The sequence below is a fragment of the Bacillus sp. YH3-2-B2 genome (assembly GCF_053663335.1).
In genome coordinates this window covers 947,473-974,327 of record NZ_JBSJQE010000002.1, presented here as the reverse complement: position 1 = coordinate 974,327, position 26,855 = coordinate 947,473, and the positions used below count along the sequence as shown (strand labels likewise).

28 protein-coding genes and 1 pseudogene are annotated in these 26,855 nt (G+C 46.5%); 14 read left to right on the top strand and 15 right to left on the bottom strand.

Translation table 11 applies throughout. The features are described 5' to 3' along the window. Nucleotides 1–21: 21 nt before the first annotated feature. The 4 genes from ACWJJX_RS09890 to ACWJJX_RS09875 all read right to left on the bottom strand — a co-directional run bounded on the left by ACWJJX_RS09890 (nt 22) and on the right by ACWJJX_RS09875 (nt 4,089). A complete protein-coding gene (locus ACWJJX_RS09890) occupies nt 22–1,680 on the bottom strand; it encodes a glycoside hydrolase family 13 protein (protein WP_454022944.1) in 1,659 nt (552 codons plus the stop codon). An 89-nt stretch (nt 1,681–1,769) separates the two neighbouring features. Then, a complete protein-coding gene (locus tag ACWJJX_RS09885; protein WP_007408640.1) occupies nt 1,770–3,059 on the bottom strand; it encodes a hemolysin family protein in 1,290 nt (429 codons plus the stop codon). A 42-nt stretch (nt 3,060–3,101) separates the two neighbouring features. Continuing rightward, complete coding sequence (locus ACWJJX_RS09880; RefSeq protein WP_454022943.1) at nt 3,102–3,779, bottom strand: zinc metallopeptidase; 678 nt, start codon at nt 3,777–3,779, stop codon at nt 3,102–3,104. 46 nt (nt 3,780–3,825) lie between these two features. Next, complete coding sequence (locus ACWJJX_RS09875) at nt 3,826–4,089, bottom strand: hypothetical protein (protein WP_014305698.1); 264 nt, start codon at nt 4,087–4,089, stop codon at nt 3,826–3,828. 132 nt (nt 4,090–4,221) lie between these two features. On the opposite strand from ACWJJX_RS09875, the gene ACWJJX_RS09870 reads away from it, so the two are divergent. Both ACWJJX_RS09870 and ACWJJX_RS09865 read left to right on the top strand, forming a co-directional pair. Beyond that, entirely contained in the window at nt 4,222–4,476 is a 255-nt protein-coding gene (locus tag ACWJJX_RS09870) for a protein mistic (RefSeq protein WP_003152123.1), read from the top strand. Continuing rightward, entirely contained in the window at nt 4,473–5,459 is a 987-nt protein-coding gene (locus tag ACWJJX_RS09865; RefSeq protein WP_024085731.1) for a potassium channel family protein, read from the top strand. The genes ACWJJX_RS09870 and ACWJJX_RS09865 overlap by 4 nt, the downstream gene beginning before the upstream one ends. On the opposite strand, the gene ACWJJX_RS09860 is transcribed toward ACWJJX_RS09865, so the two are convergent. Genes ACWJJX_RS09860 through ACWJJX_RS09850 form a run of 3 tightly spaced genes read right to left on the bottom strand, consistent with a single transcriptional unit; the run spans nt 5,456 to nt 7,655 of the window. Next, nucleotides 5,456–5,860: a YugN-like family protein gene (locus ACWJJX_RS09860; protein ID WP_003152121.1), complete on the bottom strand. Its 405-nt coding sequence runs from the start codon at nt 5,858–5,860 to the stop codon at nt 5,456–5,458. The genes ACWJJX_RS09865 and ACWJJX_RS09860 overlap by 4 nt on opposite strands. A 22-nt stretch (nt 5,861–5,882) precedes the next feature. Beyond that, nucleotides 5,883–6,281: a transporter gene (locus ACWJJX_RS09855; RefSeq protein WP_070082274.1), complete on the bottom strand. Its 399-nt coding sequence runs from the start codon at nt 6,279–6,281 to the stop codon at nt 5,883–5,885. A gap of 21 nt (nt 6,282–6,302) precedes the next feature. Further along, the gene (locus tag ACWJJX_RS09850; protein WP_007408647.1) at nt 6,303–7,655 is read right to left on the bottom strand and encodes a glucose-6-phosphate isomerase; all 1,353 of its coding nucleotides are present in this window, start codon (nt 7,653–7,655) and stop codon (nt 6,303–6,305) included. Nucleotides 7,656–8,052: 397 nt separating this feature from the next. Here ACWJJX_RS09850 and ACWJJX_RS09845 point away from each other — a divergent pair. Together ACWJJX_RS09845 and ycaC are read left to right on the top strand one after the other, a co-directional pair. Next, a pseudogene (locus ACWJJX_RS09845) lies at nt 8,053–8,608 on the top strand (NADPH-dependent FMN reductase). A 124-nt stretch (nt 8,609–8,732) separates the two neighbouring features. Beyond that, nucleotides 8,733–9,377, top strand: coding sequence for an isochorismate family cysteine hydrolase YcaC (gene ycaC / locus ACWJJX_RS09840; protein WP_003152112.1), 645 nt, complete (start codon nt 8,733–8,735; stop codon nt 9,375–9,377). A 301-nt stretch (nt 9,378–9,678) separates the two neighbouring features. On the opposite strand, the gene ACWJJX_RS09835 is transcribed toward ycaC, so the two are convergent. After that, nucleotides 9,679–10,851: an iron-containing alcohol dehydrogenase gene (locus ACWJJX_RS09835; protein ID WP_326362475.1), complete on the bottom strand. Its 1,173-nt coding sequence runs from the start codon at nt 10,849–10,851 to the stop codon at nt 9,679–9,681. Nucleotides 10,852–10,936: 85 nt separating this feature from the next. Continuing rightward, on the bottom strand, nt 10,937–12,100 hold the full coding sequence (locus ACWJJX_RS09830) for an iron-containing alcohol dehydrogenase (RefSeq protein ID WP_326358872.1): 1,164 nt from the start codon (nt 12,098–12,100) through the stop codon (nt 10,937–10,939). A 230-nt stretch (nt 12,101–12,330) separates the two neighbouring features. On the opposite strand from ACWJJX_RS09830, the gene ACWJJX_RS09825 reads away from it, so the two are divergent. Then, nucleotides 12,331–12,567, top strand: a complete 237-nt coding sequence (locus ACWJJX_RS09825) for a DUF378 domain-containing protein (protein WP_003152104.1) — start codon at nt 12,331–12,333, stop codon at nt 12,565–12,567. Between the two features lie 47 nt (nt 12,568–12,614). On the opposite strand, the gene yugI is transcribed toward ACWJJX_RS09825, so the two are convergent. From yugI to ACWJJX_RS09810, 3 genes are all read right to left on the bottom strand, one after another. Next, the gene (yugI, locus tag ACWJJX_RS09820; RefSeq protein ID WP_003152102.1) at nt 12,615–13,007 is read right to left on the bottom strand and encodes a S1 domain-containing post-transcriptional regulator GSP13; all 393 of its coding nucleotides are present in this window, start codon (nt 13,005–13,007) and stop codon (nt 12,615–12,617) included. Nucleotides 13,008–13,202: 195 nt separating this feature from the next. Continuing rightward, nucleotides 13,203–14,372: an aminotransferase gene (locus tag ACWJJX_RS09815; protein WP_003152100.1), complete on the bottom strand. Its 1,170-nt coding sequence runs from the start codon at nt 14,370–14,372 to the stop codon at nt 13,203–13,205. Then, nucleotides 14,373–14,873, bottom strand: a complete 501-nt coding sequence (locus ACWJJX_RS09810) for an Lrp/AsnC family transcriptional regulator (protein ID WP_003152098.1) — start codon at nt 14,871–14,873, stop codon at nt 14,373–14,375. It lies immediately after the preceding gene. Nucleotides 14,874–15,025: 152 nt separating this feature from the next. On the opposite strand from ACWJJX_RS09810, the gene ACWJJX_RS09805 reads away from it, so the two are divergent. Next, nucleotides 15,026–15,847, top strand: a complete 822-nt coding sequence (locus tag ACWJJX_RS09805) for an alpha/beta fold hydrolase (RefSeq protein ID WP_003152096.1) — start codon at nt 15,026–15,028, stop codon at nt 15,845–15,847. Between the two features lie 25 nt (nt 15,848–15,872). On the opposite strand, the gene ACWJJX_RS09800 is transcribed toward ACWJJX_RS09805, so the two are convergent. Further along, nucleotides 15,873–16,133 carry a DUF1871 family protein gene (locus tag ACWJJX_RS09800; RefSeq protein WP_003152094.1) on the bottom strand — a complete coding sequence of 87 codons (261 nt, stop codon included), beginning with the start codon at nt 16,131–16,133 and terminating at the stop codon, nt 15,873–15,875. Between the two features lie 86 nt (nt 16,134–16,219). Between ACWJJX_RS09800 and ACWJJX_RS09795 the strand changes: the two genes are divergently transcribed. The 3 genes from ACWJJX_RS09795 (at nt 16,220) to ACWJJX_RS09785 (ending at nt 19,223) form a co-directional block, all read left to right on the top strand. Next, nucleotides 16,220–17,383: a MalY/PatB family protein gene (locus tag ACWJJX_RS09795; protein ID WP_266121865.1), complete on the top strand. Its 1,164-nt coding sequence runs from the start codon at nt 16,220–16,222 to the stop codon at nt 17,381–17,383. A gap of 122 nt (nt 17,384–17,505) precedes the next feature. Then, nucleotides 17,506–18,789 carry an ATP-binding protein gene (locus ACWJJX_RS09790; protein ID WP_454022942.1) on the top strand — a complete coding sequence of 428 codons (1,284 nt, stop codon included), beginning with the start codon at nt 17,506–17,508 and terminating at the stop codon, nt 18,787–18,789. 47 nt (nt 18,790–18,836) lie between these two features. Next, entirely contained in the window at nt 18,837–19,223 is a 387-nt protein-coding gene (locus tag ACWJJX_RS09785) for a kinase-associated lipoprotein B (RefSeq protein ID WP_003152087.1), read from the top strand. A 24-nt stretch (nt 19,224–19,247) separates the two neighbouring features. On the opposite strand, the gene kapD is transcribed toward ACWJJX_RS09785, so the two are convergent. Beyond that, on the bottom strand, nt 19,248–19,865 hold the full coding sequence (kapD, locus tag ACWJJX_RS09780; RefSeq protein WP_003152084.1) for a 3'-5' exonuclease KapD: 618 nt from the start codon (nt 19,863–19,865) through the stop codon (nt 19,248–19,250). Between the two features lie 150 nt (nt 19,866–20,015). On the opposite strand from kapD, the gene ACWJJX_RS09775 reads away from it, so the two are divergent. The 3 genes from ACWJJX_RS09775 (at nt 20,016) to ACWJJX_RS09765 (ending at nt 23,659) form a co-directional block, all read left to right on the top strand. After that, nucleotides 20,016–21,260, top strand: a complete 1,245-nt coding sequence (locus tag ACWJJX_RS09775; protein ID WP_032862488.1) for a multidrug efflux MFS transporter — start codon at nt 20,016–20,018, stop codon at nt 21,258–21,260. An 89-nt stretch (nt 21,261–21,349) separates the two neighbouring features. Beyond that, nucleotides 21,350–23,224, top strand: coding sequence for a transglycosylase domain-containing protein (locus ACWJJX_RS09770; RefSeq protein WP_014305709.1), 1,875 nt, complete (start codon nt 21,350–21,352; stop codon nt 23,222–23,224). A gap of 21 nt (nt 23,225–23,245) precedes the next feature. After that, nucleotides 23,246–23,659 (top strand): thiol-disulfide oxidoreductase DCC family protein, encoded by a 414-nt coding sequence (locus ACWJJX_RS09765; protein ID WP_003152080.1) that lies wholly within the window; start codon nt 23,246–23,248, stop codon nt 23,657–23,659. A 14-nt stretch (nt 23,660–23,673) separates the two neighbouring features. On the opposite strand, the gene ACWJJX_RS09760 is transcribed toward ACWJJX_RS09765, so the two are convergent. Beyond that, nucleotides 23,674–24,231 (bottom strand): YufK family protein, encoded by a 558-nt coding sequence (locus ACWJJX_RS09760; protein WP_007408662.1) that lies wholly within the window; start codon nt 24,229–24,231, stop codon nt 23,674–23,676. Between the two features lie 174 nt (nt 24,232–24,405). Here ACWJJX_RS09760 and malK point away from each other — a divergent pair, with 174 nt between their 5' ends. Both malK and ACWJJX_RS09750 read left to right on the top strand, forming a co-directional pair. Further along, on the top strand, nt 24,406–26,007 hold the full coding sequence (gene malK, locus ACWJJX_RS09755) for a malate sensor histidine kinase MalK (protein ID WP_003152078.1): 1,602 nt from the start codon (nt 24,406–24,408) through the stop codon (nt 26,005–26,007). Further along, nucleotides 26,000–26,707 carry a response regulator gene (locus tag ACWJJX_RS09750; protein ID WP_003152077.1) on the top strand — a complete coding sequence of 236 codons (708 nt, stop codon included), beginning with the start codon at nt 26,000–26,002 and terminating at the stop codon, nt 26,705–26,707. Before malK ends, ACWJJX_RS09750 begins: the two co-directional genes overlap by 8 nt. Nucleotides 26,708–26,855 lie beyond the last annotated feature (148 nt).

The window sequence follows — 26,855 nt, the reverse complement described above, 5'->3', positions numbered from 1 at the left end:
CAGCCTCGGGACTGAAGTTTTTCACCATATATACACGCGGGCCTCATAAGGCTTTAACAGAAAGGATGTCACATGGCGGTGCGCTTCTGTTTCCGCGTTTGCAAGCACGAGAGAATCGGAGTCAAGCGGATAACCGGGATGCCTGTATAAAGCGGGGGTTCGGGACAGATTTGTGATGATCAGGGCGGTTTTTGTTCCGTTTTTTCTTAGATAGGCATAAATCTGCCGGTCATTCGGAAGCAGCAATTCATATGTGCCGCTGATCAATACGCCGTGTTCTTTTCTGAGGGCGAGCAGCCGTTTGTAGAAATGGTATACGGATGTTTCATCCTGCAATTGTGATGCGGCGTTCAGCCATGTGTGATTCGGATTCACTCCGAGCCACGGAGAAACATCAGAAAACCCGCCGTTCGCCTCATCGCTCCATTGCATCGGTGTCCGTGAATTATCCCGGCCCTTCTTCCAGATGATCTTCATCACTTGTTCATGCGGAACGCCGCGGGACGTCTCTTTTTCATACAGATATTTAATTGCGGCGTCATCATAATCTTCAATGGATGGGAACGAAACATTGGTCATTCCGAGCTCCTGCCCCTGGTAAATAAACGGCGTGCCTTTCATCAGCATATACATCGCGGCGAGTGCCTTGGCGCTTTCTGTCAAAAACCGTTCGTCACCCCATACCGAAACGGAACGGGGCTGATCATGGTTCTCCATAAATAACGCATTCCAGCCCTTTCCTTCAAGGCTGTTCTGCCAGTCGGACAAGACGCGCTTAAGCGCCGGAATGGAGATGCTTTGATCATCTTCCGTATCCCAGAGGCCGAGATGTTCAAATTGAAAAATCATTTGAAAGACGCCGTTTTCTTCACCGGCCCAATCAGCCGCCTCCCAAGCCGCCACTCCGTTCGCCTCGCCGACCGTCATGATCGGATAGCGAGAAAATGTTTCCCGCTTCAGCTCTTTTAAGAGATCCATTATGCCTTCCCCATTCATATGATACGGGAAAGACGGGACGTACGGGAGACCGTCCGGGTTCGGCATGTCAGGGAGCCCTTCTTTTTTCTTAATGTGAGAAATGGCATCCACCCGGAAGCCGTCTATGCCTTTATCAAGCCACCAGCGGACCATCTCATAAACGGACTGCCTCATCGCTTCGTTTTCCCAATTTAAATCAGGCTGTTTTTTGTCAAACAGGTGCAGGTAATACTGGCCGGTCTCTTGATCATATTCCCACGCCGATCCGCCGAAAATGCTTTCCCAATTGTTCGGCTCTTTGCCGTTTTTTCCGTCTCTCCAGATGTACCAGTCCCGTTTTTCGGAATCTTTCGCTGAGCGTGATTCGATAAACCAAGGGTGCTCATCGCTTGTATGGTTAATGACGAGGTCTATAATCAGCTTCATGCCGAGCGCATGGACATCCGCAAGGAGCCGGTCAAAATCCTCCATCGTCCCGAATTCGCCGGCAATTTGTTTATAATTTCGAATATCGTAGCCGTTGTCCGCGCCCGGCGAGTCAAAAACGGGACAAAGCCAAATCACATCCGCCCCCAACTCTTTTATGTAATGAAGCTTTGCTCTGATGCCGTTAATATCGCCGATTCCGTCCCCGTTCGAATCCATAAAGCTTCGGGGATAAATTTGATAGACGGCCGCCGTTTTCCACCAATCCGTTTTCATACCGACACTCCTTTCTTTACAGCATATGAAGGAGCGGGACGAAGAAGCATTTTTTCCATAAAAAAAGCCTCATTGCAAAAGCAGGAGGCTCAGAAATCAGTTTTTTTAATTTCAACGAAGCGGATATGATGGTCTTCCGCTTCCAGCACCTTAAATTCACACCCTTCGGCATGAAACACATCACCATTTTTCAGCTCCATTTTTTGTGTTAAGAGCCAGCCGGCAATTGTGTCAATGTCTTCATTTTCGATGGCGATATCAAGGAGATCATTCACCTCTTCTATGAGCGCCTTGCCGTCCATCACATAATGGTGTTCGCCTTTTTTGACGATGTGGGGCATTTCATCCTGGTCATATTCATCACGGATTTCCCCGACGATTTCCTCCAATATGTCTTCGACGGTCACAAGTCCCGCCGTGCCGCCGTATTCGTCAACGAGAATCGCCATATGAATCCGCTCCTTCTGCATGCGGATCAAAAGCTCCTGAACGGGGATGCTTTCAATGACTCTGATGACCGGACGCATAATTTCTTTTAATTCAATGGAGCGGCCGAGAAAATACGCTTTAAATAAATCCTTATTGTTAATAATGCCGAGAATGTGATCTTTGTCTTCCTTAATAACCGGATATCGCGTATACCGTTCGTTGATGATCAAATGTATGGCTTCATCAACTGACTGTTCAAGCGAGATGGCGGCGATTTCGGTGCGCGGCACCATGATTTCTCTGGCGACCCGATTATCGAATTCAAATATTTTATTGACGTAACGGAATTCAGATTGATTGATTTGACCTTTTTTATAGCTTTCGGACAAAATCAGCCGCAATTCTTCTTCACTGACCACGACCTCATGTTCTTTCACCGAATGAAAACCGAACAGCTTGACCAAAAATCCGGCTGAGCCGTTTAACAGCTTAATAAACGGATACATCACTTTATAAAACAGAATGAGCGGTTTCGCCGTCCACAGACTGACGGCTTCGGCTTTTTGAATGGATATCGTTTTCGGCGCAAGCTCTCCGATGACGACGTGCAGATACGTGACGGCGATAAACGCCGCAATAAACGTGACGACGTGCGTAATAGATGACGGCATTCCGATCAGGCTGAAAACAGGATGAAGAAGCCGCTGAATCGTCGGTTCACCGAGCCAGCCGAGTCCGAGCGCCGTAATCGTAATGCCGAGCTGGCACGCTGATAAATATTCATCGAGATTTGAAATCACCCTGTGCGCCGCGAGCGCCCGGCTGTCTCCGGTTTCAACCAGCTCCGCGATTTTTGAACCGCGGATTTTGACAATCGCAAATTCCGCAGCGACAAAGATGGCCGTTAATCCGATTAACAGCATAATGAGAATCAGTTTTAATATAAGCAAAAAAACCCCTACCGCAAACGGTAAGGGGCCACCTCCTTCGTGTTAATTCTCATCACGACCATTTAAGAAAATCATCACAAAACGAAGCAGCTCGAATAATGAAACGAGCGCCGCAGCCACATACGTCAGCGCGGCGGCGTTTAGCACTTTATTCACGCCGTGTTCTTCACTGTTGCGAATGAATCCTTCCGACACGATAATCCGCTTCGCCCTCGCGCTGGCATTAAACTCGACAGGCAGTGTGACAAGCTGGAAAAAAACAGCGGCCGAAAACAAAATAATGCCGAGTCCGATTAAGTTCAAGCTGCCCAGGAGCATCCCGCCCAAGAAAAGCAGAGGGGCAACCCCGGAGGCAAAATTGACGACCGGAAAAATTTTGTGCCTCAGCACAAGCGCGCCGTATGATTCCTGATGCTGCAAAGCATGTCCGACTTCATGAGAAGCGACGGAAATGGCGGAAATGGAGCGGCCGTAATATACCGGCTCAGATAAACGCACCACCCGCTCCGTCGGGTCGTAATGGTCTGTTAAAGTGCCTCTTACCGGTTCTACCGGCACATCATATAAACCGTTAATATCAAGAATCCGTCTTGCCGTTTCCGCCCCCGTCCGCTGACTGGAGGCTTCCACGACTGAGTATTTCTGAAAATTGCTTTTCACTTTAAATTGTGCCCAAAACGACAATCCCAATGCAGCAATTGTTAAAAAGATAAACAGCATATTATCCTCTTCCTTTTTCTCTTATATCGTACGATCTGCTTATATATTATTTTAATGATTGCCCGCTTTCCTGTACAGAAATCCGCTTCTTTTTTCTGACAGGAATCAATCCTCCGAGCATGATGAGGATACACCCGGCCATTCCGATGTAAAACGGAAACGTGCCTGCGGTCTCTTTTGCAAAAACAAGCCATGAAAATCCGCCGGACATGTGATTGTATCCATTCAAATCGAAAATAAGCAATACGGCCGCCGAAGCGAGCAGCTGCGCTCCGGCCAGCGCCGCCAGCAGTTTTTGAATGACCGTCATTTGACTCACCCTTTTTCGGTCCGCTTTCTTTATCATATGAAAAAATAAGGGTGAATATGTTTTCGGTGATTTTTGAAAGACATCAAACGAACTGGGACATACTGTATAAAAAAAGATACAGGTGTGATCGACATGAAAGTGACAAATGGCGAGAAAGAACAGCTGAGCAATGCGATAGACAGAATGAACGAAGGGCTTGACGCCTTCATCCAGCTCTATAATGAATCGGAAAACGACGAACCTCTCATTCAGTTTGAAGATGAGACGGCCGATTTAATCAGACATGCGCGTGACTCATACGGCCAGGAACAGCTGGACGAAAAACTAAACACCATTATTAAGCAGATTTTATCCATCTCTCTGTCGAAAGAAGAGCCGGACGAATGAAATCAAACCGTATTTTTATTTCCTGGCTGAGATGGCCGTTATATGTTCGGATCGGGCTGATCATTATCGCCTTGATTTTATTGTTCGGCCAACTCATATACATGCTCGAACCGAAGCAGTTCACGTCTGTGTTTGAAGGGGTTTGGTGGGCGGTGATTACGGTGGCCACAGTCGGCTACGGCGATTACGTTCCGCAGACGCCGCTCGGGCAGATTGCCGGCATGGTGCTTGTATTAAGCGGAGCGAGTTTTGTGACCGCCTATTTCGCCACGCTTTCTTCAGCCGTATTCAGCAAACAGCACCGCTATGTTGAAGGGAAGGTCGCCTTTAAAGGCAAGGGGCACGTCATTCTTATCGGATGGAATGAAAAATCGCATATGCTGCTGAAAGAGCTGCAGCACATCGCACCGTCAAAAACTGTCGTCCTGATTGATGATTCATTAAGGGAAGGGCCGCTTATTGAAAACGTCCATTTCATCCGCGGACATGCCGCTGATGACAGCACGCTCAATAAGGCGAATATTACGGAAGCTGATACCGTCATTCTGACAGCGGACCAGCAGAAAAATGAATCCGAAGCTGATATGCTGTCGGTATTAACGCTTCTCGCCATCAAAGGGCTGCATCCGTCTGTTTATTGTATCGTAGAAATTTTAACGGAACGGTATGTCAAAAACGCCGAGCGCGCAGGAGCCAATAAGATTCTGTGCACATCACGCCTGTCGAGCCGGGTGATGTTTGAGCATTACCGGGTCAAGCTGCAGCTTGCCAAACCGCAAACGCTGTCAGATCTGACGCTGGAGAAAAAGGTGCGCATCATTCCCGTCCCCGAGGAACTAAAGGGCTCATCTTATCATGACTGCGCGCTCTATTATCTCAGACGGAATACCACGATCATCGGCATACAAAAAGAAGAGGGGCCGATGCTGACCCCTCCCCTGTCATACCAGGTGCTCGATACTGATCTGTTTTTGGCTCTTTAATGCAGCAGGACGTCTTCCAGCTCTTTCACAAGCGAGATGCCGATATCTGTATATGAGCGGTCAATTGCCGCATCCCGCCGTTTCGGCTCGGAGAATTGGTTGAATAATGACTCAAAAACACCGCCGCCTGCTGCATCATCCGTTTCCTGCTGATAAACGTGCCTGAGCAAAAAGGGTGTGCCGATTGTAACGGCGGCCCCCCGTTCATCCAGGTGTCCCTTATTTGCTTCAACAGGGATACGGAGAAATAAATAGCCGTCCTGATCGGAAATTTTGTAATCAAAGAACCCGCGGTCATACTCCCAGCCGCCTCCGATGGTATAACCGATCGGTTTCATCACCTGTTCCAATTCGCGGAGTAAAAACGATTGCCCTTCAAGTGAAGATGGTATGCTGATCATGTGCATATGCTCCTTTTTGTCTTTAGCGTCCCCGCTCTGCGGTATCTTCATACGGCGTCCGGGAAGAACCGGGAGCGGCAGACAGACGCTGAAAAGAGGTAACGGCGCATTCAATCAGAACATACGTCACAATTGCGGAGAGAACGGCTTCCGTTGAAATATAGAAAACGGCGGCATAGAGACAGCACTTCGTGATCAGCGTATGCATCCGGCCAACCTTCAGTTTCAGCCGGACCATGTCCGTAAACAAGCCGAGAGGAAAAGCGAAAAACAGGATGGTTTGCAAGAGGGATTCAGGAGACAGTTTTAGTGCCGAATAGACGATAGCGGCGGAACAGACGGAAATGAAGACATGCTTACATAAAAGCCGCATCAATTCATCATCACACCTTTCACGGTTTAAAAAAGGCTGACCCGTCATGCTGAGGGCCAGCCCTTCTTTTTATTTTTCAAGGCGTTTTTCAAGCTCTGCTTTTTTCTCTTCAAAGCCCGGTTTGCCGAGAAGCGCGAACATATTCACCTTATAGGCTTCAACACCCGGCTGATCAAACGGGTTGACTCCGAGCAGATAACCGCTCATCGCCACCGCTTTTTCAAAGAAATAGACGAGATATCCAAATGTATATGCGTTAAGCTCCGGAATATTGACAATTAAGTTAGGCACTTTTCCGTCTGTATGGGCAAGCATCGTGCCTTCAAACGCTTTTTTGTTGACGAAATCGACCGTTTTGCCGGCTAAGTAATTTAAGCCGTCGAGATCATTTTCCGCTTCTTCAATTGTCAGCTCATGCTTCGGTTTTTCAACGTTCAACACGGTTTCAAACAGATCGCGTCTGCCTTCCTGCACGTATTGACCGAGAGAGTGAAGGTCAGTTGAGAAGTTAGCGGAAGAAGGATAGATGCCTTTTTCATCTTTTCCTTCACTTTCGCCGAAGAGCTGCTTCCACCATTCCGCAAAGTATTGCAGCGCAGGCTCATAGTTGATGAGCATTTCAATGGTTCTTCCTTTATTATACAGAACGTTGCGGACGACGGCGTATTGGTAAGCCGCGTTCTCTTCTAATTCCGAGCTGGAAAAGTCTTTGCTTGCATCAAGAGCGCCTTTCATCATTTCATCGATATCAGCCCCGCTTACCGCAATCGGCAGAAGGCCTACCGCAGTCAGAACGGAGAAACGTCCGCCGACATCATCAGGAATAACGAATGATTCGAAGCCTTCTTCATTAGAAAGCGTTTTTAAAGCGCCGCGCTCTTTATCTGTTGTCGCGTAAATCCGCGCTTTCGCTTCTTCTTTTCCGTATTTTTCTTCAAGAAGTTTGCGGAAAATCCGGAAAGCGATTGCAGGTTCCGTCGTCGTGCCTGACTTAGAAATGACATTGATAGAGAAATCAGCGTCTTCCAAAAGATCCATAACATCTTTCATATAAGTTGAGCTGATATTATTGCCGATAAAGATAACTTGAGGGTTTTTGCGCTTATCTTTCGGCAAAACATTATAGAAAGAATGATTGAGCGCTTCAATCGCCGCGCGGGCGCCTAAGTATGAACCGCCGATACCCACGACGAGAAGCACGTCAGAATCTGATTTGATTTTTTCAGCGCTTTTTTTAATGCGCGCGAATTCTTCTTTATCATAGTTTTCAGGGAGGTCCACCCAGCCTAAAAAGTCGCTTCCGGCGCCTGTTTTTTCATGGATATTATGGTGTGCCGTTTTTACGAAATCACGTGCGTATGTAAGTTCATGTTCATTGAAAAAAGGTAACGCTCTTGAGTAATCAAAGCGTACATGCGTCATTTGCTTGTCCCTCCATCACGGTGAATTGTTTTCTCTTTCACTTTATATGAACTCACCCGCTAAATCAAGTCATGAAGAAGGCATGATGAATACGGGATTTGCGCTAAAGATGCGTTCATTTTTTATACAATATCCCGGATTCGAAATAGTTATATTTGTAATAATCGTGAAAGAAGTAACGAATCGAATGTTGGTGATCCAGGAACGTATCACCTTTACTTTGGAGCAGGTTGACATCCATCGCCAATACCGATGGGACGGTTCTTTTTATATAGTACTCCTCTTGAGAGGATGCCGTGCAGGTATATCAAGGAATAAATGTCCATTTTTAAAAATAGTGTCTATATTTGGGGTATCATGTTAAGATGAAAATAATTTTAAATCGGGAGGTGATTTTATGACTAAAACCATTGGTCTTATTTGTGGAAGTTTACGAAAAAACTCGTATAATCGAGTGATTGCTCAATCATTGATTGACTTCGATAATGCGGCTCAATTTCGCTGGGTTGAAATAGACAGTCTTCCTTTTTTTAACGAAGATTTAGAAATTGCAGGAGCACCAGACTCCGTAACATCCTTTAGAGCTGATTTACAAGACGTTGACGGCGTCATCATTGTAAGTCCAGAATACAATTCCGGGATTTAAAAATGCATTGGACTGGGCATCGAGACCGCGGACCTCTTCTGTTTTAAACAGAAAACCGGTTGGCTTAATCGGCGCAACCCCCGGAGGGTTCGGCACCTCCTTTGGTCAAATGCAAATGAGAGAAGTACTCGAAGCTATGCAAGTCAATGTTCTGCCCTTTCAAAAAATGCTGATTTCGCAAGTCCATGAGAAAATTGATTCCGCTCAAAACATACTTACGGATGAACAAACAAAACGTTATCTTCAACGCTATTTACAACAGTTCATCCATTGGATTGATCATGCTCCGGTTCCCGTTCCGGATTAATTGAAGGATCATCACCCTCACGAAAAGTCACCTCAGAAATAACTTTCTATCTATACAGCATATGAATAGATTTACCGTTTTCCATTGACAAACTGACTTGCCTTAATTCAAGGAGGATGATAAAATGTCTGATCTTTATTCCCGTCTTTCAAAAGATGATGCTGCCGTGCTTTTAGTTGACCATCAAACCGGCCTTATTTCCGGTCTCGTGCGTGACTATGGCGTTGATGAATTTAAAAACAATGTATTGGCTCTCGGTGATACGGCTAAATTCTTTGATTTACCGGTTATTTTAACAACCAGCTTTGAAAATGGACCCAACGGACCGCTCATGCAAGAACTCGCTGATCTCTTTCCTGATGCGCCAAAAATAGCCCGTCCCGGACAAATTAACGCATGGGACAATGAAGACTTTGTTAAAGCCATTGAAGCGACCGGCAAAAAACAGCTGATTATCGCGGGGGTGGTAACAGACGTCTGCGTTGCTTTTCCTGCGCTTTCTGCCATTAAAGCAGGTTACGAAGTGTTTGTTGTGACAGATGCTTCGGGGACGTTTAATAAGCAAGTAGCAGATGCTTCGTTAACCCGTATGGCTCATGGCGGCGCGCAGCTGATGAACTGGTTCAGCGCAGCATGCGAGTTACAGCGTGATTGGCGCAACGACGTTGAAGGTTTTGGCGCATTAATCTCCAGTCATCTTCCCGGTTATCAAAACTTAATGGGAAGCTATATGGGGGCGCAGCGGGACCTTAGTACACAAAATGCATAAAAAGGAGCGCTGATTGAATCAGCGCCCCTTTTTTAAATTCGCGGCTCTTTATCTTCATGATTTAGATTTCGTGTAAATAGATGACAGGCAATCGCAAAGTTAATTGGTCCTTTTCTGCTAAATGTACAGAAACAGGGAGTCAAATCCGCATCATGTGATACGGATGAAACGATTTCCATAGTTGTCTCATGGCAAAGGGTGTTTCACTTGCTCCTAATGAACTAATAGAAAATCCGGAAAGAGGGACTCCCAAAACGGTTACATCTGCAGCTTGAAAACCACTCCGGCCTGGAATGTGATCTTACAGTGACGCCTTTAAGATGGCAAGTACGTCATCTTTGTTCAGTTTTTGGAAATTGCCGAATCCGCCGTATTCCATTTCTTTTGCGGCGATGTCTGCGATCAGCTCAAGCTTGTCTTCGCCGATGTCATAATCCGCAAGGCGGGACGGTGCGCCGAGGCTTGTCCAGAATGCGGACAATTTATCGATTCCTTCAAGCGCAATTTCTTTATCCGTTTTGCCTTCAGTATCAATGTCAAACATATTAAGCATGAGGTTTTTAAAACGGTCTACATTCGTATCAAGCGTGTATCTCATCCAGTTCGGGAACAGAATCGCAAGTCCTCCTGCGTGAGGGATGTCATAAACCGCTGATACGGCGTGCTCCATCGTATGGGAAGCCCAATCGCCGAAATAGCCCATTTGCAGCGTGCCGTTTAATGCGATCGTACCCGCGTATAAAATCGTTTCGCGGTGCTTATAGTTCTCAAGGTCTTCCAAAAGTTTCGGCGCTGTTTCAATTACCGTCTGAAGGACCGCAAAACACATTCTGTCCTGAAGCGGCGTGTTTTCAACATTGTGGAAGTATTGTTCAAATACGTGGCTCATCATATCCACCATGCCGTATACGGTTTGGTTTTCCGGAACGCTGAAAGTATTCTCTGGATCTAAAATGGAGAAACGCGGATGAGTGACATTGCTGCCCCATACGAATTTTTCGTTTGTTTCCCAATTTGTGATAACGGAATCAGGGTTCATTTCAGAGCCTGTCGCCGCAAGCGTCAGCACCGTGCCGAACGGGAGCGCGTCCTGCGCCGTTACTTTTTTGCTGTAAATGTCCCATGCGTCGCCGTCATATTTCGCACCGGCCGCAATCGCTTTTGTACAGTCGATGACACTTCCGCCGCCGACTGCGAGAAGGAAATCAATCTCATGCTGTCTGCACATCTCAATTCCTTTATTTACCGTTTCCAGACGCGGGTTCGGTTCAACGCCCGCAAGCTCATGAACGGCTGCGCCTTCTTCTTTTAAGATGCCTGTTACTTGGTCATACAGGCCGTTTCGCTTAATGCTGCCGCCTCCGTAAACAAGCAGCACGTTTTTCCCGTATTGCTTCAGCTCTTTTTTCAATTGGTCGATTTGACCTTTTCCGAAAATCAGTTTCGTCGGATTGTAGTACGTAAAGTTCTCCATTTATCATGACCTCCAAAAAAATCGTAAGGGAATTACTATAACACAGAAAAAAAGGAGCTGCCAATCCGGCCGCCCCTTTATGTTATTACAATGATGCTTTCAGTATCGCAAGCACATCTTCTTTCTGCAGTGACTTGAACTGTCCGAATGCTCCGTTTGCCATCGCTTTATCTGCAATCGTATCCAGCTTCTCATCAGAAATATCATAATCAGCGAGTCTGTTCGGAGCGCCGAGACTCGTCCAGAAATCAGACAGCCTGCTGATTCCTTCAAGTGCGATCTCTTCATCTGATTTGCCTGTCTCGTCAATATCGAAAACACGGACGGCAAGCTGTTTAAAGCGGGCCGGATTTTCTTTGAGCACATGTCTCATCCAGTTCGGGAACAGAATCGCTAAACCTCCGGCGTGCGGTATATCGTAAACCGCTGATACCGCATGCTCGATGTTGTGTGTGGCCCAATCCCCTCTTGCGCCCATTGACAGCATTCCGTTTAATGCGATCGTGCCTGTATATAAAATCGTCTCACGAAGCTCGTAGTTCTCCAGATCATTGATCAGCTTCGGCGCTGTTTCAATCACCGTGCGCAGAAGCGATTCACACATCCGGTCCTGATACGGCGTGTTTGACGTGTGGTGGAAATATTGTTCAAACACATGGCTCATCATATCGACCATGCCGTAAATGGTGTGGTCTTTCGGAACGGTAAAGGTGTTTACCGGATCGAGAATAGAGAATTTAGGGTAAACGAGCGGGCTCCCCCATCCATATTTCTCTTGTGTCTCCCAGTTTGTGATGACTGATCCGGAGTTCATCTCTGAACCGGTCGCCGCAAGTGTCAGCACTGTTCCGAACGGCAGCGCTTCTTTCGGCTGGTGTTTTTTCGTGACGATATCCCACGCGTCGCCGTCATATTTAGCGCCCGCCGCGATGGCTTTCGTGCAGTCAATGACACTTCCGCCGCCGACGGCCAATAAGAAATCGATGCTGTTTTCTTTACAGATCGCAACACCTTTGTTCACCGTTGAGACACGCGGATTCGGCTCTACGCCTGCTAATTCATGTACGGTAACTCCTGCTTTTTTCAGCAGGTCGGTTACTTGATCATAAAGACCGCTGCGCTTAATGCTGCCGCCTCCGTATACGAGCAGTACGTTCTTTCCGTACGGCTTGATTTCTTCAGGAAGTTTTTCGACCTCTCCCTTTCCGAAAATCAATTTGGTCGGATTCCAATATGTAAAGTTTTGCATGACATCTCCTCCTTTGGATTTATATTATGCAGAAAGTTGACGTTCAATGTAAAGCAATCCGCTTTTTTGACGGCACATCACACGGTTTACAGACAGCGGTTTCCCGGGAAAGGCACTTGTACAGCTTGAGACAGTGTGTGATTTACACGGCGGAGAATGTAGTATGCATAGATTCTTTGCTTTGTCACAATCTATAACTGTTTCACGAATTTATAGAGGAGGTTGTTTACATGAGTGTTATTCAGCGTATCTGTCTCGTATTAACGATTATCGGCGCTATTAACTGGGGACTGATCGGATTTTTCCAATTTGATTTAGTAGCAGCCATCTTCGGCGGCCAAGGATCAGCTCTGTCGCGGATTATTTACGGTCTTGTCGGCATCGCCGGTCTGATCAATCTCGGCCTGCTGTTTAAGCCGAACGAAGAAACATCCCGCGAGGAAGCGGCAAATCCGGAAGTCAGATAAACATAAAAAAAGCACCGAACATACATATCCGGTGCTTTTTTTGATGGTTATTTTTTGATAAGGTCTTTGCGGTTGGACTGTTCGATCCACTCTTCAAGCTTATCTTTCAATGTGTTGAAACCTTGCGGAGCAGATGTTTCTTCAGAAACTTGTGCCGCTTTCGGTTTTCTTGGTTTGCTTTCTTTTCTTTCAGGCGCCGCTTGAGTCGCACGGATAGAAAGGCTGATTTTGCCTTTTTCTTCGTCAACTGCAAGTACTTTTACTTGTACTTCGTCACCGATAGAAAGGTGTTCATTAATGTCTTTTACGAAACCGTGAGTGACTTCAGAAATGTGAACAAGTCCTTGAGTTTCTTCATCTAATGCAACAAACGCACCATACGCTTGTAATCCTGTTACTTTACCAGTGTAAACACTGCCCACTTCAAATTTTGCTGCCATTCATAACAACTCCTAAGTTAAATTAAATACAGATTATACGCAATTTAAAATTATATCATACAAGTTTGTTTTTCGCAAAGAGAACTTTTTTACATGATCATGTTTAAGCACAGATAAAGGGGGTATACTATGATTACGAAGGCTTTCTAGTATTCCCCCCTTTTATTTGGATGCGAACCGGGTTCGTATCTTTTTTTATGCCCTTTTTTCAACAAACCGTTTGATTCTGACGAGCGCTTCCTGAATCTGCTCAATGGATGTCGCATAGGAACATCTGATGTAGCCTTCGCCGCTCGGGCCGAATACATTCCCCGGAACGACGGCTACTTTTTCTTCAATGAGCAGCTGTTCCGCGAATTCTTCTGAACTCATGCCGGTCGATTGAATGGAAGGAAAGGCGTAAAACGCTCCGCCGGGGTGGTGGCAGCCGAGTCCGATCTCGTTCAATGTTTCCACAATCAGGTTTCGGCGTCTCCGGTAGCTTTTTTTCATTCTTTCGACGTCTTCCTGACCGTTTTTCAGCCCTTCAAGCGCCGCGTACTGAGCCATGGAAGGCGCACACATCATCGCGTGCTGATGAATTTTGAGCATGGCATCCCTGATCACGGGAGGCGCCGCCGTAAATCCGAGTCTCCACCCCGTCATGGCAAATGCTTTGGAGAAACCTGAAATCAAAATCGTCCGCTCCTTCATGCCGCGGATGGCCCCCATGCTCGTGAATGGCTCATCATATGTCAGTTCGGCATAAATTTCATCGGCAAGCACGATCAAGTCGTGTTTTTCAGCGAAAGCAGCGATGGATTCAAGCTCTTCTTTCGAATAGACGGAACCAGTCGGATTTGACGGCGAGCATAGAAGCAGCGCTTTTGTTTTGTCCGTCAGGGCCGCTTCAAAATCGGCTGCTGATGCTTTGAAACCTTTTGCAGCTACAGTCTGAATCGGCACCGGCTTCGCCCCCGTCAGGGTCACGAGTGATTCATATGCGACAAAACACGGTTCGGGAATTAACATTTCCTCTCCGGGATTCATAATAGCGCGGACAGCGAGATCAAGCGCCTGGCTTGCCCCTACCGTAACGATCAGTTCACTGTCAGGCGAATAACTCAGCCCGAACCGCTGATCTAAATAGCGGCTGATTTCTTCTCTCAGTTCATAAAGACCCGCATTTGCCGTATAGGCCGTATAACCCTGTTCTAAAGAAAGAATACTCGCTTCCCTCACGTTCCAGGCCGTCACAAAGTCAGGCTCTCCCACTCCCAATGAAATGACGCCTTCCATCGTAGCAGCCAGATCAAAGAATTTGCGGATGCCTGACGGTTTAATCTGCTGCACGTAGTCAGATAAATAAGAAGTCTTCGTTTCCATTTACGGAGACACCACGATTCTTTTGTCATCGTCTCCGCTTTCAAAGACTTTGCCGTCATGCTTATATTTTTTCAGGATAAAGTGCGTTGTCGTGGAAACGACAGACTCAAGGGTGGACAATTTTTCAGACACGAAGCTTGCCACGTCTGACATCGTGTTGCCGCGAATAACGACAGATAAGTCATACACCCCTGACATCAGGTACACTGATTCAACTTCCTGGAATCTGTATATCCGTTCAGCGACTTCATCAAAGCCGACATTTCGTTTCGGAGTGACTTTTACGTCAATCATCGCCGTGACGCCTTCCAGCCCGTCGACTTTGCGCCAGTCGATCATCGCCGCATAATCAATGATGACTTTTTCCTTTTCAAGCTTTTCAATGATGCTTTTGACTTCTTCGGCGGGAATGTTCGCCATTTTCGCGATCGTTTCCGCATCAACGCGGCTGTTTTCGTCTAAAATTTCTAATATTTCTGTTTCTTTTTCGGTCAGCTTCATACGTTTCACACCTTTGCATTATCAAAAATCTTCATGACATTATATCACGATTTTCGACAAATGCTAAGAAAAACCCGAAAGAAATCAGAGCTAAAATCTGACAATCAAAAAAGCCTTTACATTACAACAAAGAAAGGACGGCGAAGGCTCTCATGGAAGCTGTTTCACCGATTAAACGGGCCGCGATAGACGGAGTTGAGCTGTATTACGAGCATTATGAAAATCCCGGCAGACAGACACTCGTCTGCGTACACGGTTTTTTATCTTCGGCATTCAGCTTCAGAAAACTGATCCCGCTGCTCAGAAACCATTATGATATTATCGCCGTTGACCTGCCTCCTTTCGGGCAATCGGAAAAGTCACGGACTTTCGTATATACTTACGCAAACCTCGCCAAGCTTCTGATCGGACTTCTGGAAAAGCTCGGTATCAGCCGGGCCGCACTCATCGGCCATTCGATGGGCGGCCAGATTTCCTTATCCGCGTCTCTTCTCAGACCCGAGCTTTTTTCAAAAATCGTCCTGCTGTGCAGCTCGGGGTATTTAAAGCGCTCGCACCCGTCGATTATATTCGGGACGCACCTCCCTTGTTTTGACCTGTATCTTAAGTATTGGCTTTCAAAAGACGGTGTGCTGAAAAACCTGTTAAATGTCGTTCACGACCGGACGCTTATCGATCAGGAAATGATTGACGGTTACGAAAAACCATTTACAGACCGCCAGATTTTCAAAGCGATGACAAGGTTCATCAGACACAGGGAGGGCGATTTAGAGCCCGAGGATTTGAAGAAAGTGCAAAACCCCGCTCTTTTAATATGGGGAGAAGAAGACCGGGTCGTTCCGGTCTCAGTCGGAAAACGGCTTCATGACGACCTGCCGGATTCCATTCTGTATTCACTCAAAGATACGGGACACCTCGTACCCGAAGAGCGCCCGGAGTTTGTTTCAGAGCGGATTTTTGAATTTATTCAATAAAAAAACCGGCGGGAACCGCCGGTTTTCAAGGGGTGCAGGAGCTGCTTTCTTTTATGAACAAAAGCTGCTCGGCGGCCTTTTGGCAGCCTTCGATCGGAAGCTTTTGCTCAAATGAAGCTTCAAAGATATCCTGAATGGCTGCTGCCAGCTTGTCGGCACGGTCTTCACTGTAGACGGCCTGAACGATGTCGACGGCTTCTGTCTCATAAAAATCTTCTCCATATTTAAACGGGTCCCACTTGGCAATGATTTTCATCATTTCCATGACCGCTTGGCTTTCTTCCATTTTCATCACCGCTTATAATAAAGTTTGCAAATCTATTTTATCATAGATACGCTGTGCAAAATAATGATACTACAGGAGTGACATACATGAACTTTGATCTTCGAGAAAACCGTCTTGGCACACAATCGGTGAAATGGGACAAGGCGGAAGCGTTATTCGGCGTATCGGATGCACTTCCGATGTGGGTTGCCGATATGGATTTCCGCGCTCCCGAAGCGGTCACTGACGCCTTAAAAGCCCGCCTTGACCACGGCATATTCGGTTATACGTCTCCTGACGAAAACACAAGAGAAGCTGTCGCTTCATGGCTTGAGACACGGCACGGCTACCGGCCCGATCCCGCAAGCATCACGTTCAGTCCCGGAGTTGTCACGGCAATCAGCATGGCAGTACAAGCCTTTACCGAACCGGGCGATCAGGTGTTGATTCAATCACCGGTGTATACGCCTTTTTATCAGATGATCAAGGAAAACAAACGGCAGGTTTTACATAACCCATTACGGGAAGAAAACGGCGTCTACTGCATGGATTTTGAGGATCTTGAGAAAAAGCTGAACGATTCTGAGGTCAAGCTGATGATTCTTTGTAATCCCCACAATCCGTCCGGCAGAGCGTGGAGCCGGGATGAGCTTATGAAGCTCGGATCGCTGTGCGCCGCCCATAACGTCACCGTCGTTTCTGACGAGATACATTCCGACTTGATGCTGTACGGAAAGCCGCATACGCCTTTTGCTTCTCTGTCTGAGGAGTTTGCGCGGATTTCCGTTACTTGTGTCGCGCCGAGCAAGACGTTTAATATTGCCGGCATTCAGGCATCCGCCATTATCATTCCCGACCGTTATAAGCGGGCGAAATTCTCCGCCGCATTGCATCAGAACGGGATTTCCAGCCTCAACACATTTGCGGTTGCAGCAATCGAAGCGGCTTATACAAAGGGAGGCCCTTGGCTTGACGCGCTGATTCCTTACATTGAAGGGAATATGAAATTGGCTGAGGACTTTTTAAGAAAAGAATTGCCGAAAGTCCGCATGATGAAACCTGACGCTTCCTATTTGATCTGGATGGATTTCAGCGGATACGGATTTTCGGATGCCGAGCTCAAAGAAAGAATGCTCAAAAAAGGGAAAATCATATTAGAGCCGGGAACGAAATACGGACCGGGCGGCGAAGGATTTATGAGACTTAATGTCGGCTGTTCAGCCGCCGCCGTAAAAGAAGGGCTTGAGAGAATGAAAGCAGCGCTCGCTTAGCAGCGGAAAGAACGCCTTTATCAGACGAGATAAGGGCGTTCGCTTTAGAGAAATATATACTTTTTTTGCCGGTAAAGATGTTATAATAGATTCATATTTACATAGGAAAGGATTTCGCATAAATGGAGATTGTAAAGGATTACCTGCTTCACTTCTCTTTTATTTTATTCCCTATTTTTCTTTATCAAGTCTTCTGGCTCAGCAAGCCCGATTTGCTTGTACCGAGAGCGAACCGCCTGCTGGTCGCCGTATTTGCAGCGTCATCTTCATTATTATGTACGGCTTTTCCCATTCAGGAGCTTCATTCCGTCCGTTACGGTTTGCAGCTGATTCCCATTATCGTCTGCCTGCTTTATTCCGGTACCGCAGCAGGACTTGCCGCAGGGGCGGCATCCGTTTTTTTTCAGCTCATATGGTTTGAACCTTCCGCTCTTTTTTTCTTATCCTTAATTCCTTTTTTAATCATCATCCCTATCCAGCTCCAAACGAAATGGCCTTTTTTCTCAAAGCGGAAGAAACTGCTTTTCGCTCTTCTCATCGGCTGCACTGAAACCGCCTTATTAACCGCATCTGTCTTCATCTATTCCGCGACCAATATTTTCAATTTTCAAAATCTATCTTCCGTTTATTATGAGGCGGCAGTATCCGTTTTTTTTCAAGTCAGCGCCCTTTTGCTGTGCATTTATTTGATTGAGATCATCGATGAGAATGCGTCCATGCGGGCAAGGCTGATTAACTCAGAAAAAATGGCCGTCGTCAGCGAGCTTGCGGCAAGCGTCGCCCATGAAGTCCGCAATCCGCTTACGGTCGTCAGAGGTTTTGTGCAGCTGCTGTTCAGCGGCGAGCAGCTTCAGGACAAATCCCACTCCGGATATCAGAAACTTGTGCTGTCCGAACTCGACCGGGCTCAGACGATCATTACGAATTATCTTGATATGGCGAAGCAGGATGACTATGAAAAAGAAAAGTTTGATATTTCTCTGCTCGTAAAGGAAACAGGTTCCTTAATGGAGTCTTATGCCAATTTTAAATCGGTGACCGTGACTGTTCAAAGCGAGCCTGATTTATATGTGTTCGGCGATGTAAAAAAACTGAAACAGGCCTTCATTAATCTGATTAAAAACAGTATTGAAGCCGTGCCCTCTGAAAACGGCCGAATCGAGGTCTCCGTCCAAAAACAGGAAGAGATGATTCTCATTCAGATTACGGATAACGGAATCGGCATGTCCGATGAAGAACTGCAGAAACTCGGCAAACCGTATTATACGCTGAAAACGAACGGCACCGGGCTCGGGCTTACCGTGACATTCTCGATTATTCAGCATCATGAAGGCTCCGTCTATTTCACCAGCGGCGAGTACTCGGGCACAACGGCTTCAGTCAGGCTTCCGGCAGCTGTTCACTAGCCAATCGCGTTGATCTTTTATAGAATAACTAGAGAGAGGTGAACGCTATGAATTCGTTTGAAATCGGCACAATCGTAAAAGGGTTTTATAAAACAGGAGCATACATAGGGGAAGTGACAGACGTCAGGCCCAATCACTATTTAGTGAAAATTAAAGCCGTTCTGACGCATCCCGCTCAAGGAGATCTTCATCATCCGAAGCAGGCGGATGTTCCGTTCTTTCATGAAAGAAGAGCGCTTGCATTCGGGGAACAGACAAACATACCGCATCAGATGGTCAAACCGTTTGATGGCGAAGTTCCTGATTATACGGCTTCCTTACAAGCGGCGTCTGCCCGGCTGAAAGATCAGCTTACAGCGGACGGCTCAGAATGGGCGGAACGTTCGCTCGCCAACTTGGCCGCGTTAGAGCGTGACTATTTTAAAAGAACTTGACCCAGTCGGCATGATTGGGTTTTTTTATGTGGCCCGGCGAAACAGTTCAGTCAGATCGACGCGATCACCGATCGTCGGAGGTTTCGGTTTTTCAAGATATTGTTTATCCCGCTCGACAAGCTTGAATAATTTGTATGTCGTCCGCGCATCATCCAGCGCTTTGTGATGTGTGCCCGTTCCTTTATCGCCATACTCTTCCGCCGCTTTCCAAAGGCCGGTCAATGTTCTGTCGCCGAAGAAGTTTTTGTATTCAAGGGACAGATCCCGAAGTTCTCCTTTGAACGGAAAAGGGATGTGGTTAAACATGCAATTTTGCTTTAACACTTTCATATCCATATTGCCCCAGGTGACGATCGTGCAGTTTTTATCAGGATCAAGCTCATTTAATTTGCGGATGAATTCATTAAACGTGATTCCGCCGTCCACGTCTTTTTGGGTGATGTTCAGAAAGGTTTTGCATCGTTTCGTCAGCTTTGGAAATTTTTTCGGTTTGATATAACTCGAAAACGTTTCAGTCACTTCATCATTCACCGTCTTGACAATCCCCGCTTCAATAATCTCAGGAAAGAAATTTTGCGGGCTGTATTTTCCGTCAGGCATCGTAAATTCAAAATCAATAATGAGCAGACTGCGCTGATCCACTTTTTTACACCTGCCTTTCCTCCGATCAAAAATGATATTTTATGATAGTATATCAGTTTCCCCTCTGAAACTTTCTTCATTTTCTAAAAATAATGAATTTTCCTATATCCGCATCGAAAATACAAATACCGGATTCATTCCTATATACTAATGATTAGACACACGAAAATTAAAGAAGGTGATGTTATTTCTGTCCGTAAGAAGAACTTCGTCGTCATTTGGATTACAAATTTCTTTATTTCCGCCAGCATGACCATGATTGTTCCGTTTCTTTCGTTATATATCGAAACGATCAGCCCCCATTCGGGCGGGTATGTGCAGAGATGGAGCGGGTATGTGTTCGGCGTCACGTTTTTAATGGCGTTTGTGATTTCCCCGTTTTGGGGCAGATTCGGCGATAAGCGCGGCTACAAAAAAATTCTCTTGATCACAGGCACCGGCATTGCCGTCAGCATTTTATTGATGGGGTTTGTGACATCGGTTTATCAGCTGTTTGTCCTGCGGCTGCTTATGGGCCTTGTAACAGGCTTTGTTCCGACATCGCTTGCCATGATTTCGGCGCAGACGCCGAAAGAGACTGCCGGGAAAACGCTCGGCACACTGCAGATGGGTCAGGTGTCAGGCACTTTATTCGGACCGATGCTGGGCGGGCTGCTCGCTGACAGCTTCGGGTTTACGTACACATTTTTTATTACGTCTTTTGTTATTTTCGTATCCGTGCTTCTCGTTTTATTTCAGGTGAATGAGCAGCCGCTCGGCGAGAAACAAAACAAGCGGAAAACCTATTCCAGAAAACAGGTGCTCTCCTATATTTTTCACCAGCCCGCGCTTTGGGCGATGATGGTGCTTACCATGATCGTGCAGACCGGCAATTTCAGCATCCAGCCGCTGCTCGCTTTATATGTCAATGAGCTGCACGGACCTGTTAATTTAGCCTTTTTCTCCGGAATGGCGTTTTCAGCGACCGGACTCGGAAGCTTATTGCTTGCCCGGAAATGGGGGGACTTCGGCGACCGCTTCGGCCACAGCCGGATCTTAATCGTGCTTTTGATTGCATCAGCGGTGTTTTTTATTCCGCAGGCGCTCGCCTCCTCCCTCTCCATTCTGTTAGTCTTCAGATTTCTGTTCGGCATGGTCATGGGCGGCACGCTCCCCTGCATTACGGCCGCGATCCGCGTCAGGGCGCCGGGCAGCATCCAGGGAGAGGTGCTCGGCTATAACGTCAGCTTTCGTTTTCTCGGAAACGTGCTCGGCCCTCTGCTCGGAGGTGCGGTCTCAAGCGGTTTTTCTATTTCGGCTGCTTTCTACGTCACCGCCTTTCTCTTTTTAATAGGCGCGGGGCTTTTATGGATGGCGGGACATCTGCAAAAGGATACAGCGTCAAATGCGGGCTGACCGGCAGCGATCACGATTTCTTCTAAATTTAACCTTCTCGTATTCTTAAAAGAATGATACGATATGGCTAGAAATCAGGAGAAAAGAGAGTGACCATGGTACGTAAAATAATCGGATGGATTTTGCTGCTCGGCATTATCCCGTTGTGTGCATTTACAGTTATTGCTTCCGGCAAAGAGGTAAAACAAATCAAGCCTTTTGATCAGGTGCTCGATAAACATATTGACTTAAAAGCGATCAACCTGGTTCAAAACAGTTACATGTATGACAGGGACGGAAGCCTTGTTTCTGAGATTGTCAGCGATCATGAGAACCGCGTGATCGTGCCCTTTAATAAAATACCGAATGAGGTAAAACAGCTGTTTTTAACCTCTGAAGACCGCCATTTTTATGAGCATAAAGGGTTTGACTTTATGGGGATGGTCAGGGCGGCCGCCTCCAATTTCAAAGATCATAAAATTGACCAGGGCGCCAGCACCATCACCCAGCAGCTGGCAAGGAATGTGTATTTAAGCCATGAACGCACCTTCAGCCGAAAATTGACGGAGCTGGCCTATTCCTATCAGCTTGAGAAAAAATACAGCAAAGATGAGATTTTAGAAGGCTACTTAAATACAATTTATTTTAATAACGGCGTATACGGTGTCGGTTCAGCGGCACAATTTTATTTCAGCAAACCGCTGAAATCTCTCACTTTGGGAGAGATGGCCTTTATCTGCGCCATTCCTAATAACCCTACATTATATGATCCTCTCAAGCATTTTGATTATACGAAAAAACGACAAGTCAGATTGCTTAACGGATTGAAAAAAGCAGGCGTTATATCCGGGAAACAGCTGAAAAAAGCCGAAAAGGAAAAGATCAAGCTTGATATAAACGAAAAAACAAATAAATATCCTGACTATGTTTCCTATGTAAATGATGAATTCACACAGCTTGTTTCCTCATCCGAAGGCTATGACAAACGTCTTGAAAAAGCTTCCGGAAAGGCGAAACAAAAAATACAGAGTGAGCTTTCCGACAGAGTCAGCACATTGTTAAAAGACGGCGTGAAGATTTATACGGCGCTGAATCCGTATATGCAAAACCAGGTCGTCGCCCAAGTGAATCAAAATCTGCCGTATGCAGGCGTCCAGGGCGGAGCGGCCGTGATTAATCATCAGACACATCAGATTATCGCGCTTTCAGGCGGGAAAGATTATCATAAATATGATTTCAACCGCGCCTATCAAGCATACAGACAGCCCGGTTCATCCATTAAGCCGCTGCTTGATTACGGACCTTACATTGAAAAGACCGGCGCAACGCCACACAGCAAGATTGACGCAAGCAAATTCTGCAGTGCGGATTACTGCCCGCAGAACTATAATAACCGCACGTACGGCACGGTTACGCTGGAAACGGCGTTTAAATACTCGTACAACACACCGGCCATCAGAATCATGGACCGCGTCGGCGTCAATAAGGCGTTCAGCTACCTTGAACCGTTTCATTTCGCGAAGCTGGTCAGCGCGGATTACCGTCTGCCTGCGGCGCTGGGCGGTTTTACAAACGGCATGACGCCGCTTGAAATGACCAATGCGTACACCACGTTCGGCAACAACGGCGTTTATACGCCGAGTCACGCGATTACAAAAGTGACTGATTTAAAAGGAAAAACGATATTAAAATGGAAAGATGAGCCGGCGCAGGTATTCAGCGTGCGGACCAACATGCAGATCAAAGAAATGATGAAAGCCGTCGTCAAAAGCGGAACAGGAAAGAAAGCGAACTTTAAAGCTCCGTACGTCGGCGGAAAATCAGGAACGTCAAATGACTATCACGATATGTGGTTTGTCGGCCTGACGGATGCTTATACGATGGGGGTATGGGTCGGCAAGGATACACCGTCAAGCGTCGAATACCTTCATGACGCAAGCCCTCAGCTTTCGATCTGGAAAAACACGCTGCAGGCAGCTTATTAAAGATAACGGAGGGGATCCGCTTTGAAACCAGCTCAGCTTCCGGACCGCGTGCTTTTGTTTGACGGTGTCTGCAACTTATGCAGCGGCGCCGTTCAATTCATCATTAAACGCGATCCGGCCGGCAAAATCTCATTTGCTTCATTGCAATCAGATACCGCCCGGGAGCTTTTGGCATCAGAAGGACTTCCGACAGAACAATTTGACAGCATGATTTTCATCGAAAACGGGCGGATATACAAAAAATCCGCAGCCGTGTTAAAGGTTTCCCGTCATCTCCGCGGAGCCTGGCGGCTGTCAGCGATTTTTTTCGCAGTGCCCCGCCCCCTCAGGGACAGAGCCTATTCTTTCATCGCCCGGCGCCGTTACAAATGGTTCGGAAAAAGGGAAGCATGCATGCTCCCCTCCCCTGAGATCAAAAACAGATTTCTGTCTTAACAAAAATGGCTAGCTTACACAGGTAAGCTAGCCATTATGCTATTATAAAGCTTGATAAAGATGTACAAAATACCGATAACAAAAGTAAACCAAAACAGAATCTCAAGCAATATAAAACCGATCAGCGAAACGATCGAGAGGGTCGAATAGATTCTGTACACCATGAAAATCAAATAAACGAGCGTAACAACGGCAAATAACGCCGCAATCCAAAAACCATTCTGCACGAGCGCAAAGGAAAGAATTCCTCCGCCTACATAAATTAAAGAGCCTAATCTGATTTTTTTCAGATTGTCCCCTTCAGGGTCATTTGTGAAAAACAAAAGAGACAGCTCTGTCACTGTGTTTGCAATCAGCTTCAAAGCCGAAAAAAGCATAAAATACACAAGGGCGAACGCTGCAAAAAGCGCCAGTCTGATCCCTTTCTCAGAGAAATAATCCAGCATCCCCTGATACATGCCGAGCGTCTGAAGTATCTTCATGACATAAAGCGAGGTAGAAATGGATAATGACGAACTAAAAAGCAGAATCGCAACGAGCGGAAAATAACCCGTCCAATAAGTATTTTTCATATAAAAAGTCCCTTTCTGTAATCTACCTCACTTATTATGGAGGACTTAAAACACATTGACAAGATAAAAAATTCCATTTTTCCTCACTTTTACGAAATAAGGGCCTGATCTTCACAAACCGGCTTTTTCGGAGTAAAGTAGAACGCGGGAATGATAAACGTAAGGAAGGCTGTTATGAAAAAAACATTAAAATTGCAAACCCGATTAACGATATTCGTCTGTATTGTCGTCCTTATCGCACTTTGTATCACCTTTTTCACGATCAGCGTCCAGACCGCAGACCGCGTGAAAGAAGAAGAACGGACAACCGCGCTGCGCACCGCAAAGCTGGTCGCGGAAACACCGAGTGTCGCGCAGGCATTGCAAACAAGAAAAGGGCTGAAAGAGCTCCGGAATTATACACTGGATGTCCAGCATACGACAGGAACCGAATTTGTCGTGGTGATGGATATGAACAGCATCCGCCTCACCCACCCCGACGCAAATAAAATCGGGAAGAAATTCACCGGCGGAGACGAACAGCCGGCAATGCACGGCCATATCAAAACGAGCACATCAGCGGGCACTCTCGGAAAATCCATGAGAGCCTTCGTACCGATCTATGGAAAAGATAAAAAACAAGTGGGCGTCGTTTCGGTCGGAATTTCGCTTAACAAAATACAGGATGTCGTCAGCCACAGTTTGAGACCGCTTTATTTCATCATCTGCGTAAGTATTTTTGTCGGCGTCATCGGAGCCGTGATTGTCGCCCGCACCGTCAAAAACATTATGTACGGTCTTGAGCCTTATGAAATCGCCACCCTCCTGGAAGAGCGGAGCGCCATGCTCGAATCAACGAAGGAAGGCATCCTGGCGGTTGACGCGCGGGGAAAAATTAAGCTTGCCAATGCGGAAGCGAAACGGCTTTTTATTAAAATGGGTATTCCGACTAATCCGGTCGATCAAGATGTGAACGATATTCTCCCGAAAAGCCGGCTGAAACAGGTGATTGAAACGAAAAAACCGCTTCAGGACAGGGATATCCGCATTAACGGACTTGAGCTGGTCTTTAATGAAGTTCCGATTCATCTGAAAGGACAAACCGTGGGAGCGATCGCCACGTTCAGGGACAAAACGGAGGTCAAACATTTAGCAGAACAGCTGTCCGGTGTTAAAATGTATGCAAACGCATTGAGAGCCCAGTCTCATGAATTCATGAATAAGCTTCATGTCATTTTAGGGCTTGTCCAGTTAAAAGAATACGATGATCTCGGCACTTACATTAAAGACATTGCCATTCAGCAGAAGACGGAAACAAGCGAGATTATAAGTGATGTCAAAAGTCCGGTTCTCGCAGGATTTCTTCTGGGAAAACAAAGCTACATACGCGAGCAGGGCGCTGATCTGGACATTCAGCTCGGCAGCCTGATTCCGAATGCGGCGGATCCGGCCGTCATCCATGAGCTCATTACGATTATCGGAAACCTGTTAAACAACGCGCTCGACGCGGTGGCGCAGATGCCGAAAAAAAACATTACGTGCTCGATGCGGTTTCAGGATCGCCAGCTTGATATAGAGATTACGGATACGGGAGCCGGAATGTCTGCGGCAGACCAAGCCCGTATTTTTGAACAAGGTTATTCCACGAAAGGGACAAACCGGGGGTTCGGCCTCTATTTCACCCAGCAGGCAACAGAAAATTTAAAAGGCCATATGATTGTGACAAGTGAAAAGAATGAAGGAACGACTTTCAGTCTTCGCATTCCGTATGAACCGAAGGAGGAAAATGATGATTAATGTACTCATAGTTGAAGACGACCCCATGGTGGGTGAATTAAATAAACGCTATCTCAGCCAGATTGAAGGATTTCAGCTGAAAGGGATCGCATCATCCTTTCAAAGCGCGCTGCACGTGCTGAGCGAGCATCATATCGATCTCATCCTTCTTGACATTTACATGCCGGGAAAAAACGGGCTTGAGCTTTTAACGGAAATCCGCAAGCAGAATGAATCGGTTGATGTCATCGTCATTTCGGCCGCAAGCGAGCTGGACGTCATTAAAAAAACGCTTCGGTACGGCGCCGTCGATTATTTAATCAAACCATTTGAATTTGACCGCTTTCAAACCGCTCTTTCCGACTACAGACGCAAGCAGAAAGTTTATCAATCACACAGAAGCATGACACAGAAAGAATTGGATGCCGAGCTTTTTCAAAAGAAAGAAGCGGCGGAAAAGGTTCACCTTCCGAAGGGATTGACAAAGAGCACGCTTAAACTCATCTGGGCGAGCATTGAGTCTTTCGGCGACGGCTCTTTTACCACGGAAGATCTCGCCAAGCATACTGAAATCTCGCAAGTCTCCATCCGGAAATACCTTAAATTTCTGGAAGACATACAAGTGCTGAATGTAGAGATGGCGTACGGCACGATCGGCAGACCCGTCTTTCAATATCATATCAACACCGGCAATGTCAGCAGCATCAAACAATATTTATAATGTCAAAAAGCGCCGTTTCGCTGTGAACGGTGCTTTTTTACTGTCATATCCCGTGACAAAAGGCTTGAGATTCCTTTTTGATATGCTATATAAGGATAATGACCCGGCTGATCCTCCTCTGTTTTAACCAGATGAGGAAGCCGATTCA